At 43.1% G+C, this 11,819-nt stretch carries 12 protein-coding genes; 2 read left to right on the top strand and 10 right to left on the bottom strand.

All coding sequences use genetic code 11. The features are described 5' to 3' along the window. Position 1 precedes the first annotated feature (1 nt). Positions 2 to 1,714: a sensor histidine kinase gene (locus C161_RS25405; RefSeq protein ID WP_235193934.1), complete on the bottom strand. Its 1,713-nt coding sequence runs from the start codon at positions 1,712 to 1,714 to the stop codon at positions 2 to 4. A 200-nt stretch (positions 1,715 to 1,914) separates the two neighbouring features. After that, positions 1,915 to 3,567, bottom strand: a complete 1,653-nt coding sequence (locus tag C161_RS25400) for an extracellular solute-binding protein (RefSeq protein WP_036673940.1) — start codon at positions 3,565 to 3,567, stop codon at positions 1,915 to 1,917. A gap of 198 nt (positions 3,568 to 3,765) precedes the next feature. On the opposite strand from C161_RS25400, the gene C161_RS25395 reads away from it, so the two are divergent. Further along, positions 3,766 to 4,023 (top strand): GlsB/YeaQ/YmgE family stress response membrane protein, encoded by a 258-nt coding sequence (locus C161_RS25395; protein ID WP_036613911.1) that lies wholly within the window; start codon positions 3,766 to 3,768, stop codon positions 4,021 to 4,023. A 159-nt stretch (positions 4,024 to 4,182) separates the two neighbouring features. On the opposite strand, the gene C161_RS25390 is transcribed toward C161_RS25395, so the two are convergent. The 3 genes from C161_RS25390 to C161_RS25380 form a co-directional block, all read right to left on the bottom strand. Further along, complete coding sequence (locus C161_RS25390; RefSeq protein WP_036673640.1) at positions 4,183 to 4,974, bottom strand: SDR family oxidoreductase; 792 nt, start codon at positions 4,972 to 4,974, stop codon at positions 4,183 to 4,185. Between the two features lie 408 nt (positions 4,975 to 5,382). Next, on the bottom strand, positions 5,383 to 5,829 hold the full coding sequence (locus C161_RS25385) for a GNAT family N-acetyltransferase (protein WP_036673639.1): 447 nt from the start codon (positions 5,827 to 5,829) through the stop codon (positions 5,383 to 5,385). 162 nt (positions 5,830 to 5,991) lie between these two features. Beyond that, complete coding sequence (locus tag C161_RS25380) at positions 5,992 to 6,420, bottom strand: MarR family winged helix-turn-helix transcriptional regulator (protein WP_036673638.1); 429 nt, start codon at positions 6,418 to 6,420, stop codon at positions 5,992 to 5,994. Between the two features lie 166 nt (positions 6,421 to 6,586). On the opposite strand from C161_RS25380, the gene C161_RS25375 reads away from it, so the two are divergent. Further along, complete coding sequence (locus C161_RS25375) at positions 6,587 to 7,897, top strand: amidohydrolase family protein (protein ID WP_036673637.1); 1,311 nt, start codon at positions 6,587 to 6,589, stop codon at positions 7,895 to 7,897. 82 nt (positions 7,898 to 7,979) lie between these two features. On the opposite strand, the gene C161_RS25370 is transcribed toward C161_RS25375, so the two are convergent. The 5 genes from C161_RS25370 to C161_RS25350 form a co-directional block, all read right to left on the bottom strand. Continuing rightward, positions 7,980 to 8,396 (bottom strand): ester cyclase, encoded by a 417-nt coding sequence (locus C161_RS25370; RefSeq protein WP_036673636.1) that lies wholly within the window; start codon positions 8,394 to 8,396, stop codon positions 7,980 to 7,982. Positions 8,397 to 8,501: 105 nt separating this feature from the next. Continuing rightward, positions 8,502 to 9,500: a zinc-binding alcohol dehydrogenase family protein gene (locus tag C161_RS25365; RefSeq protein WP_036673635.1), complete on the bottom strand. Its 999-nt coding sequence runs from the start codon at positions 9,498 to 9,500 to the stop codon at positions 8,502 to 8,504. Between the two features lie 3 nt (positions 9,501 to 9,503). Next, the gene (locus C161_RS25360) at positions 9,504 to 10,130 is read right to left on the bottom strand and encodes an ABC transporter permease (protein WP_036673634.1); all 627 of its coding nucleotides are present in this window, start codon (positions 10,128 to 10,130) and stop codon (positions 9,504 to 9,506) included. Continuing rightward, positions 10,127 to 10,897, bottom strand: a complete 771-nt coding sequence (locus tag C161_RS25355) for an ABC transporter ATP-binding protein (protein WP_036673633.1) — start codon at positions 10,895 to 10,897, stop codon at positions 10,127 to 10,129. The genes C161_RS25360 and C161_RS25355 overlap by 4 nt, the downstream gene beginning before the upstream one ends. Before the next feature lie 13 nt (positions 10,898 to 10,910). Then, positions 10,911 to 11,816, bottom strand: a complete 906-nt coding sequence (locus C161_RS25350; RefSeq protein WP_036673631.1) for a glycine betaine ABC transporter substrate-binding protein — start codon at positions 11,814 to 11,816, stop codon at positions 10,911 to 10,913. Between the last annotated feature and the right edge of the window lie 3 nt (positions 11,817 to 11,819).

Raw genomic sequence — 11,819 nt, 5'->3', positions numbered from 1 at the left:
TCTACCACCCTCCAAGATTTACATTTTCCCAAGGCAAGCGTATCGTTACGCAGGTATATGCACCTTGCACACTATCAATCCAAAGACCGCAATTCTTGCCATAATGAAGCTGCAACCGCTTATTCACGTTTTCCAAACCAAGTCCGTTCCTGCTAGTCACCATCGGTGTATCCGATTCGCTCCGCAGTACTGCCTGAAGACGGTGTAACATCTCAGGCTCTAACCCCACTCCGTCATCTCTTATGTTAATGAAAAGCAGACTGTCATTCTCCACAGAAAAGGTAATCTCTATAGATACCCTGCCGCCTGAAGGTGCCCCGTGATGAACTACATTTTCAACGATGGGCTGCATACACATCTTGGGAATGGAGTAGCGAAGTATCTCCTGAGGAAGATCGGCCGTCATAACGATACTGCCGCCTTCCATAAAGTTGATAAATTCAATATAACTTTGGATATTGGCAAGCTCCTCACGAAGAGCAACGGTATCGCTACGCCACTGCATGCTGTAACGTAGTTGGGAGCCCAACGACACCAATGAATTGGCTATAGCAGGCTGCCTCTGTACCTCTGCCACCATACGGATCGATTCCAGGGCGTTATATAAAAAATGAGAATTAATCTGCGAATGCAGGGAGTGCAACTGTGCGTTTTTGGCAATTAACTGTTTATCCACGACTTGTGTCATTAGACGTTTGACCTCATGTAACATTTTATTGTAATTCACCGCCACCTCATCGATTTCATCCCCTCTTTCGTTCTCATCAAGGCCTGTATCAATCATTGCATCCAGCTCGCCTTTTCGTACCTGACGCATGGATATCAGTACGCTGTCCAACCGCCGGAAAATACGCCGTGTCGTTTGGGATACGAGTAGCATAATCAGCAGCAATACACATAATGTAATCGTTACCACAAATGCATACCAACTGCGCGGCCCCTTCATCAATGCCTGATGGGAAGCAATCTCAACCACATAAGTGTTCAACGGAGCGATGTATCGATACAATGCATAGAAGCTCTGATCTCCCACCTTAACCTGAAGCGGGCTTTCCTGCGGCAATATATCCAGCTGTCGATGAATACTGCCAAGGATCTCCTCCATCCTCTGCCCGTACTTCTCAGAAAACTCATGCTGGGGATTGTAAACATACTGAGGAGGATCACTTGCGTTCATCAATACCGAAAAGAAGTCCCCCTTGCTCTCCTGGAGCAGGTCGCTGAAAAACATGCTGTGCGGGACTCGCACTTCCATAATACTAGGGCGTTTTTGTTCCTGACCTTGAAGGCGAACCAGACGATAGTAGGATAAAGTGTGTTCACCATCCCTAAAAGAAAATAAACGGTAAGCCGCACCACCTTCGTCCCGTAGCTTTATCCAATAATCCTGCGGCCAAAATTTCTTATAGTGATAGATTTCAGGCCAGATTTCGTACAAGTTTGGGTTATCGACGTAAAAGCTAAGCTCACTGATCATCGCATTGCTTTGAATGATATTAAGCATTTGCTCAAACTGGTTCTGCTTAAACTTCACCAGACGCAGTCCATCCACAAGCATATTGGAATGAATAAAATCCACAAATGACTTTTGAGTAAGGGCTGTATTGGAAGCGTTCTCAATCATATCCATTCTTCTGCGCAATTGTTCATTCAGCCATGAAACGTGGCTGTTGCCCGTTGCCATAGCGTCCTTATATAGCTGGGTTTCTTGCATGCGGATATACACAAAGGATATCAAAATAACAGGTATAGCAATCATTAGGCTAAATGCCAGAAACAGCTTTTGGGATATACTGGCATTGCGATAAAGCTTCCTCAATCTCGTTAGTAGGTATTTCATTCTGATGTATTCACCACCTTTGTTATACCGTATATTACTAGTTATCACGTAGGTAACAATGTATTAGGGAATGGTTATCTGGCTATCTTGGCTTTTCGCAGTTCCAGTTCAGCCTGGCGATATTCCATCACCTGGTTAAAGCCGTAGTTCACACGACGTATCAGAAAATTTTCGAAAATTTTGTCAAAGGCAGCTTCATCCTTCGCTGTAATCAGCTCTGGCAGTACTTCTTCCCAATTCTGAGAAATACGTGACCAGGCTAACGCTATATCGGAATCTCCTACAGGATCTAGTCCCTTATAGATGCCGCTGTCCAGATCGGCCTGTTGGTTGGCGAACTCCTCCATTTGCTTAATGGATGGGGCATTCTCTGGTCTCCACTTGTTAACGAAAGCAGGGTTTCGCAGCATCCAGTAGGTATCCATAATGCCATATTCCTTTTCCAGCCGCTCCCTATCCGTGTCATACAACTGAACCATCGCCGCAGTCAACTGCGGTTTGCCGTTTTTCATCGCCCAGGTTTCACCTTCTTTGCCCAAAAATATATCCCTTTGGCCTTCTTCGCTGGCCAGATAGGTCAAAAATCGAATGGCCCGTTCAGGGTTTTCCGTGGATTTGCTAATCAACGTAACCATCCAGCCATCCATGCTGCCGGGAAACAGTTTGGCGGATTCTCCCCTGCTGCTCCGGGGTCCATCTACAGCAATATAGTATGAATTCTGATTCGTAAGGACTTCCAATTTCGAATTAAGGTCCGATATGTCTGTCCATTCCCGAATCATCATAAAATATTGGGCTTGGTTGGTTTTTTCCTGCACCTGTGCACTGGAGTCGACCAGAAAATCAACATTAATCAGGCCCTGCTCGTAAGCGATACGAAATGTTTTCAGCCACTCAATATAATCCGGATCTGTCATTCGGTCGTATACTTTACCGTTCTGTTCATGGGGGATCGCAAGCAGATTTTGCAAATATTCGGTCATCCCATAGGATGCATTCCCCTGTGCCCAAAACGGACTGATCAGCTGACCTTTATAAACAGAATATTGATTCTTCAGCAATTGCAATGCATTTAGAAAACCTTTCGGTGTGGTAAGGTCCGGTTTGCCCATCGACTCATACAGATCTTTTCGTACGAGAAAGGTTTGGTTCGCTCCCGTCAAGCCGGTTGAACGCATCTGTTCGGGACTGTACGCATCATTGGGGATGACATAGGTATGGCCGTCTTCCTGCCGATACCATTGTAGAGAACCATCACCTGCTACCTTGTAAAAGTAAGGATCGTACTTGTTTGCTAGCTCATCCAAGGCATAGATGAGATTACTCTCCCGAAGTTTGTTAACCGCACTCTCCCAGGAGCCGATAGTTATCAGATCCGGCAGACTACCGGTCGTCAACATTCGTGATAACATCTCGCTTGGTTCACCAGTTGATACTTCAAATTCGATATTGACCCCTGTTTTTTGGGTGACATATTTGGAAGTCAGGCTCTCACCCCAAGTATGCCCGTACCATTCGGCTCCAACGAACCACGTTAGATTCACGGGGGTGGTATCCAGCTTCCATGATGGTTCTTCTAGATTCAGATTAAGGCTCTGTATCTGCTCCGTGACGTCAGCCTTTGTCGAAGCACTCTTATCTTCCACTTGCTCTGACTCAGAACAAGCAGTCAAGCCTGACATCAGACACATCATCAACAAGGCTGTAATAAAAGGACTTCGAAACATAAACACCTGAGCGCCTCCTTTCTATACTGGCCATCTTCATCCCCATCTGCACCAGCATTCATACTAGTGGTGGTACAACCGATTTTACTACCCTTGGATTAAAATGGAAATGGTTTAGTGGTCGATTCGCAGATGATCCGCAACATTCCCCCTAACGAAACATAACTTGTAATAAATCAATGGAAGGGAGACCAATTCGTGTATTTAATCTGGATACTTATTGTCGGTGGGCTAATTGGCTGGTTAAGTGGAAATCTGATTGGACGGGACGTGCCGGGAGGCGTACTTGGAAATATCATTGCTGGCTTTGTTGGATCGTGGTTAGGGTATGAACTGTTGGGACCGAGGGGGCCGGTGGTGGGTGGATTTCATATCATACCCGCGATCGTCGGGTCAATCATTGCTCTCTTGATTTTCTATGCTCTGGCGCGCGCTGGAGCGTTTCGAAGACGTTAAAAGGCGGAGACGACAAGTTTTACCCAATTGATTGGGTATTGACGTAAAGCTTCTTTCGCCACCTTTGCATCATCTTCTTCACAAAGCATAGTATCCATCCGGTAGTCGAATAAAGCCGCCGATCCTGTTGATCGGCGGCCTTCTTTGGTTTTATGGAAATTAGAAACCACCTCTAGAATGAATGATTTGTCCGGTGATCCATTGGGAATCGTCGCTTGCCAGAAAAGCAATCAGACGGGATACATCTTCAGGAAGACCGATCCTGCCCATCGGAAATCCCGGTAGCAAAGCTTTTTTCACTTCTTCTGACATCCAACCCGTATCAGTAGGCCCGGGATCAACCGCATTCACAGTAATGTGAAACGGAGCCAGTTCAGCAGATAGACATTCGGTAAAGGTGGAGACAGCGCCTTTTGTTGCGGCATAAGCGAGATTGCCAGGCATCGGCCCCTTACCTTGACCGGACGTGAGGTTGATGATCCGGCCGCCGCAAAGGTCCTGATGGACGGCCAGTTCAACCTCCAGCATACGCGCAAATTCGGCCGATAGCATGAATGTACCTCGAATGTTCATGGCACAGTGCGCATCGATCAATGATGCATTTAATTGACGGAAATCAGCTGCTACACTGTAGGTAGCGTTGTTGACGAGAATGGTCGGCAGCCCGAGAGCCGATCGGCATGCATCAAGCAGTTGCGCTGGAGAATTGGGATCGGTAAGATCGACCTCCATATGCGCTACCTTAACGCCATAGGAGCGAAGTTCTTCGGCAAAGAAATCCGGCCAGTTTTTGTCGGCATCCCCCGGATTCTCTGTTTTATCGTAATCGTACAGATGGGTATAGAACACATTAGCGCCTTCTTGTGCCAACGTGCGGCAGACAGCGGTTCCAATACCTCCGGGGCGGCTTGTGCCTGTCACAATAGCGGTTTTTCCGTATAGTTTGGTCATTTTATTACCTCCGTTTAATAAGGGAGGGAGAAAACCATTTTTCATTGGAGATGGAATTATCCTAGGTATAACAAAAAGCGGATACATCAAGTATCCGCGCCCGGGTTTGATTCAAACGGTTCCTCGCGTCCCTTGAATGATTGCGGATCGGCATCACAAACCAGGCGTGTGGTTATAACCAAAACACCAAGTCGAGCGATCCAGTTTAGATAACCATTACAAGGAAGTCCACATTGTCCGGCGAGTCCCCTTTCCTACATCTCCACTTCAAATATTACGAGTCAGACTCAATTACTGTCAAGATGATAAATACATGGGATTACATTTCCAGTGAATTGGTTGGGTGGTCAAGCATCCAGCTAACCTGCAGACTGTTCACTTTTTTGAGAGTAACTTTATATTCGATTTTTACAACTTCAATTCATATCGTATATCAGGTAAATTCTCTTCATTTTCTTGTCCTCTACCAGTAATTTCAAATCCATTATTCTCATAAAATCTTTGGGCATTTTTATTCACTTCAAATGTATATAAAGTTAATTTTCCATTTGCTTGTGCTTTTGCTTTATTAAGCAAGGTTCGCCCTATTCCATTCCCCTGATAATCAATATGAATATAAAGTTGGCTTATCTCGGTTTCACTATAGGCAATCATTCCAACTACTTTTTCATCAATTAACGCTAAATCTATTTGATACTGTTTAGATAGTATATGATTTAAAAAATATAGATGGTTTTCGAAGCTATGGGTTTCAGCCTGACCAATTGCCCGTTCCTTACTATCTCTCCACATTTTCACTGTATGTTCAGCATACTTGGGATTATAGTTAGATACTTTAATTTCAAGTTTGTTCATTAATATACCGCCTTAAATAGAAAGATTTTCAAACGATGCAGTATTGACTTGAAAAATATCTTCTTGATCCAGGATTTCCGTTCCATTGTAAGTAATAATTCCTGATGAGAAATCAATATCATCAGTGTTCTATGGCCACCAGTTACCTCTCCTGCCCGTCTATTATATGCGTTCATTAATTCTGATCAGTAATTTCTTTAAGATTTGCTTCTCCTCGTCATTAAGGGCTTGAACGATTTCATCCTCCACTTTTTGAAATGAGTTATTGAAGTCTTCAATCAAGTCAACCGCTTTTGGTAATACATAAATATTTTTTTGCCGTTCATTATTGGCCGGGATTTTACGTTCGATGAAACCTTTTTGCTCTAGACCTTGAAGCATGCTTGTAACGCTTGCTCCACGCAGATGAAACCGATCTGCAAGATCCTTTTGAATAATATGATTATCTTGATTCTCATAAATATAATCGATTACTTTTCCTTGTTGAGAACTTAATCCTAGCTCTTTTATACTCTCATCCGCTCTTTTCTTTAACTTAAGACCGATAATTTGAAACAAATCCATATAAGGCGTATCTTCTCGGGAATGCATGACCGTCCATCGTCCCCTCTGTAATTGTTAGGAATCTAATTGTAAGTAGCTAAAATATACAGTGATCCCAGTAGGCTTGTCAAACAACAGTTAGACTATTGACTGTTAGATATCTAACAGTTATACTCCGAAGTGTTGAATCACAAACACATTAGGAGGAGTTATGATGGAAAAATTAAATCAGAATGCTGGGTCAGAAGAAATTACGGCGATTACAAATGTACGAATCTTTGATGGATATCAAATTATTGTTCCCAGACATATTGTCATTAAAGGAGTGTCCATTATCTCAGTGGGCGGAGACATCCCAAGTGACGCAACAATTATCGATGGAGAAAATGCGACATTAATACCTGGTCTGATTGATGCACATGTCCATACCTCCATTGGTGGATTACGAGATGCCTTAAAATTCGGTGTTACAACAGAACTTGAAATGAACGGCGATTTTACGAAAAGAGGGCGCGAAATTCAGCTAAAAAATGTGGATGACATCGCAGACGTTCGATCTGCTGGGACAGCGATTACCGCTCCTGGTGGGCACCCAGATGAATTATTGCCTGATGGAGATGAAATACCTGAATTCGTATTAAAGGAACTAGAGAAGTTATCGGAGGAAGACCGGGAAGCAATGTTGGCCGCCTACGCTCACGATCACGACGAAATACCTCAAGTGACAACGGTTGAAGAAGCGATCAAACATGTGCATACCCAAGTGGAGAATGGATCCGACTATATTAAGATCATGATTGAAGAGGGAACGGTTATGGGTGCACCTGGCCTGCCTGTTCTAAGTGACGAGATTCTAAAAACAGCCGTTACTGAAGCGCACAAGTTCGATAAGTTGGTCATTGCCCACGTTTTGACGGCTCTTTCATCGAAAGCAGCCATCGATTTTGGAGTCGACGGTTTGGGCCACTTGTTTATCGACAGACCCGAGTACACGTCCGAATTGGTCAAATCCATAGCTGATTCTGGAGCTTTTGTTACACCGTGCTTGGTGTTGAATTCATCGATTATAGGTAATCCGGCATCAGAATTGGCTAATGATCCACGAGTTCATTCCAAATTAAGTCCGGATTGGATCGATATCTTGAACTCAAGCTTCAATACATTCCCACAAGGCAATATGGAGAACAGCTTTAAGAATGTGATGGATCTTCACCGTGCCGGAGTTGATATTCTTGTAGGGACGGATGTCGCACCGGTTCCCGTTCCGAACCTTGGTGGCCTTGCTCATGGGGCCAGTGTTCACCATGAAATGCAGCTGCTGGTGAAGGCTGGGTTCACTCCGATTGAAGCTCTTCAGTCGGCTACTTCCAAACCAGCCCGTTGCTTTGGTCTACATGATCGTGGCCGGATTACCGAAGGTGCACGTGCTGATCTTATTCTTATAAACGGTGATCCGATCACTAATATTTCAGATACCTTGTCAATCCAATCCGTGTGGTTCAATGGTTCGCAAAAACTAGGCTAAAACTAGTAGTTTATATTTCCTAATTGTAAAATCACTAAGAAGAGGGAGTGCAAAATGCAGTCCCTCTTCGACTTTAATCTAATTATGCTTTTGGAATTGCCCCTATTTGTTGAAGCAAGCCAAGCATATCGGGTTGACCATACTCTTCAATAATTTGGCCATTAGAGATCCGATAAAAATTCATTGCATTTACTTCGATTTTTTTGCTCGTTGGTGGAAACCCGAGAAACTCTCCGTCTTGTGTGCCCTTCATGACAAAATGAGCTACTAGATCCTCTTCTGCTACCAGCTCCTTAACAGTCCATTGTATATCGGAAAAACCAGATCTCATCATATGAATTATGGAGAGATAACCACTTGGACCATTCATTGGTTCTTTTTGCATAGGTACATAAAAAACAGCATCTGGAGAAATCAATTCTTCAGCAAGTTCCTTGCTTGCCGTATTAATGAAGTTCGTGAAACGGTGCATTAATTGTTTGTTTTCTGTAATCGTCATATTTAAACCCCTTTCTATTTTCGTGAGCATATGCCTTCACTTAAATTTTATCGCTACTTTAGATAATTGGTAAGTAGGCACCTTTTTGTAACTATTATTTTATCTCTAGGTTGCAGAGAAGTTATCATTCGTCTCTACAATGTCATTGGATATAACGATCTTACCGTTTGCGGTGTTACTTTCCATTAAAAGATGTGCCTTTCCAATCTCCTCGAGTGTAAAGACTCGAGCAATAGGTGGGACTATACCATGTTTTTGGATATGCTCAAATAAAGAGATCAGTGTACTTTCTTTGATAACTTCACTGGTGAACGCTGTAAAATACACACCTGTGGGTATATCCACTAAAGGTTCAAAGGCATCAAGAGTCCATTCATTTCCTAATATTCCTGACATGCAACATATCCCTCGTTCTGAGATGAATTGCAAGGACTCCTTTACAGTCGTTGTACCAACCAACTCTAGAACCTTGTTTACCCCATTTGGAGCAATAGCATACACCTGTTCTCTCAAATGCTCATTATCGAGCAGTGCATAGTCTGCTCCAGCTTGTTGGAGAAGTGCAAATTTCTCTTTGTCTCGAGTCGTTGATATAACTGTTGCTCCTACACTCTTAGCTAGCTGAAGTGCTGCTAAGCCTACGGAACTTGTCCCACCACGAATAAGCAGCATCTCTCTTGAAGTCAATTGAAGACATTCAAATAAGGATGCATACGCGGTATAATACATTTCCGGTATCGCTGCAAGTTCAGTCCATTTCATATCGCTAGGAATAGGATACACTTGGTCCGAAGGTATAAGTGCATATTCAGCATAACTTCCGTCAAATGCACGGCCTAACCCTCCCATTAATGAAGCGACGGTAGTTCCCTTTATAAATGTGCTATCTGAAGGGTCTTCAATCTCCCCTACGCATTCGATCCCAATAATACGCGGGAATTGAACGGATGGTGAATGCCCCTGTCTAGTAAACATTTCGGAGCGATTTATTCCAAACGCCCTGATTTTTACAAGTACCCACCCAGGTTTGACTGCAGGAATAGGTACTTCTGTTATCTGTAGTTCTTGTGGGGTACAGACCCTTTCCAATATAACTGCCTTCATTATTTATCTCCCCGATCTCAAATGTATTTGTTTCTCAAACAGCATGAATATTGCGTTCGTGACAATGGCAAGTCCTGCTGACAATAAGCCCCCCCACAAAATTTTATCGATATTCATGGTCCGTAATCCATCATTTAATATCGTACCTAGCCCTCCTGCATTAATGAAGGCAGCGATGGTTGCCATGCCAATGGTTGTTACCGAAGCAAGTCGAAGGCCTGTAAACAGAGGCTTGATTGCCAAGGGTACCTGGACCTGAAGTAAGATCTGAAATCGGCTCATACCGACCCCTGTAGCAGCTTCAATAACAGATGGTTCAACATGATTCAAAGCTGCAATGAACTGACGTAGAAGGATATATTGGTTATAGGCAATGAGCACGGTAATGGCTGTCGTTTTCCCCAATCCGGTCACAGGGATCATTATTGCAAACAAAGCCAAGCTCGGAATAGAATACAAGATTGAAAACATGTAAATGAGTGATCTAGATACCTTATCAGAGGCCAGAGCTAAGATGGTTAAAACGATTGCAATGATCACAGAGAGCAGCATGGTCAGAATGAGGATCTCCACATGCTCCAATAATGCTTGTACCAACTTATCCGGATGTTTAATGGCATAGTCGATCATTTTAAGTCCCCCCAGAAGCGTTCTTGCTCCTTCGAAGATTGAATGAGTGAGTGCACAAAATCATCTGCAGGATGAGTTACAATTTCTCTCGGGGTATCGAACTGGCAAACCTTCCCCTGATTCATAATCATAACCCTGGTTCCCATCTTGAATGCTTCATTAATATCATGAGTCACGAACAAAAAGGTTTTTTTCATTCCACCCTGAATTTTCAAGAGTTCATCCTGGAGATTTAAGCGCGTAATGGCATCCAAGGCCCCAAAGGGTTCATCCAGCAGCATAATATTGGGATCGGTTGCTAATGCTCGCGCAAGACCAATTCTCTGTTGCTGTCCTCCGGACAATTGTGAAGGATAACGTCGTTTGAAGTTCTCTGAATCTAACCCAACCAAAGCTAACAATTCTTGTACCCGTTCTTCGATTTTCTTTTTGTCCCATTTCAAAAGACGAGGAACAGTAGATATATTTTGTTCAATATTGATGTGGGGGAACAAGCCTACTTGCTGAATAACATAGCCAATTTTCCTTCTAAGTTTTACAGGATCAACTCCAGCGATATCCTCCCCAAATATTTTAATAATCCCGTGGGAAGGATCATTAAGCCGATTCACCATCTTCAATAAAGTTGTTTTTCCTGATCCAGAGGAGCCGAGGATTGTAATAAACTCTCCTTCACTTATCGACAAGTTCACATGATCAACTGCAAATTCATTGGAATCTGAATATGTTTTGCTCACATCATGGAATTCGATTGCTGTTGGATTCATGTTAACGCCATCCTTATTTAATGGAATCATAAAATTCTTTTGCTACATCTTCATATTCTTCTTTGTCTACGTCCACTTTTGCGTTTAGTGCGGTTACGGTGTCTGAATCGAATACCGAACTAACCTTGTTGATCACTTCAGCGATGCCGGGGTCCGTTGAGAGCACATTATCACGGATAACAGGCGCCAAGTTATAAGGTGGCCATACTTGTTTGTCATCTTCCAATAGAGTGAACTCGTCTTTGTTCACCAACTGACCTTCAGTGGTATATGCGGGCGCGACATCAGCCTCGTTGTTTCTAAGCACTTCATATTTCAAACTGTTATCATATACTTTGGATGATTTCCAATTGAACTTGCCATACACTTTCTCTAATGCTGGAATACCGTCAGCGCGCTGGTCAACCTCTCCTTGGGAAGCAAATCGAATCTCACCGGCATGTTTTTGCAAGTCAGTAATGGTCTTGATCCCTAATTTTTGTGATACTTCCGTTCGAATAACGAGACCTGCTCCATCATTTGCTTTTGAATAATCGAGCCATGAGATATTAAATTGCTTTTTGTACTCTTCTTTGACTGTTGTATACACTTCATCCGGATCTGTCATCAAATCCATCTTCAAAACGGCCAACAAACCCGTACCTGTGTACTCTGGGTACATATCGATATCGTTATTAACAATCGATGAATGAATGATGGAACCCGCAATATTGGGAAACCGCTCAACTTGATACCCCGCGCTCTCCAAAGCCAACGCATATAGCTCCCCGACAATTAAATTCTCAGTGAAGTCTTTTGAACCAATTCGTATTGTCGATCCATTATTATTCGTTTTATTACCACATGAACTCAAAATTATGGACAAAACAAGCGTGATTGAAATGGCTAAAACTAATTTTTTCTTTATGTTCTTTTTCATTTG

This window comes from Paenibacillus sp. FSL R5-192, from assembly GCF_000517845.1.
Classification (GTDB): Bacteria; Bacillota; Bacilli; order Paenibacillales; family Paenibacillaceae; genus Paenibacillus; species Paenibacillus amylolyticus.
Note: the sequence above shows the minus strand (reverse complement) of the source record. Positions and strands in the feature narration are given on the sequence as shown.

What these genes read in the sequence shown, in the direction of transcription:
- C161_RS25365 (WP_036673635.1), bottom strand. Translation starts at nt 9,500, where the DNA reads ATGAAGGCAGTTATATTGGAAAGGGTCTGTACCCCACAAGAACTACAG.
- C161_RS25390 (WP_036673640.1), bottom strand. Translation starts at nt 4,974, where the DNA reads ATGACCAAACTATACGGAAAAACCGCTATTGTGACAGGCACAAGCCGC.
- C161_RS25370 (WP_036673636.1), bottom strand. Translation starts at nt 8,396, where the DNA reads ATGACGATTACAGAAAACAAACAATTAATGCACCGTTTCACGAACTTC.
- C161_RS25385 (WP_036673639.1), bottom strand. Translation starts at nt 5,829, where the DNA reads ATGAACAAACTTGAAATTAAAGTATCTAACTATAATCCCAAGTATGCT.
- C161_RS25360 (WP_036673634.1), bottom strand. Translation starts at nt 10,130, where the DNA reads ATGATCGACTATGCCATTAAACATCCGGATAAGTTGGTACAAGCATTA.
- C161_RS25350 (WP_036673631.1), bottom strand. Translation starts at nt 11,816, where the DNA reads ATGAAAAAGAACATAAAGAAAAAATTAGTTTTAGCCATTTCAATCACG.
- C161_RS25405 (WP_235193934.1), bottom strand. Translation starts at nt 1,714, where the DNA reads ATGCAAGAAACCCAGCTATATAAGGACGCTATGGCAACGGGCAACAGC.
- C161_RS25375 (WP_036673637.1), top strand. Translation starts at nt 6,587, where the DNA reads ATGGAAAAATTAAATCAGAATGCTGGGTCAGAAGAAATTACGGCGATT.
- C161_RS25380 (WP_036673638.1), bottom strand. Translation starts at nt 6,420, where the DNA reads ATGCATTCCCGAGAAGATACGCCTTATATGGATTTGTTTCAAATTATC.
- C161_RS25355 (WP_036673633.1), bottom strand. Translation starts at nt 10,897, where the DNA reads ATGAATCCAACAGCAATCGAATTCCATGATGTGAGCAAAACATATTCA.
- C161_RS25400 (WP_036673940.1), bottom strand. Translation starts at nt 3,567, where the DNA reads ATGTTTCGAAGTCCTTTTATTACAGCCTTGTTGATGATGTGTCTGATG.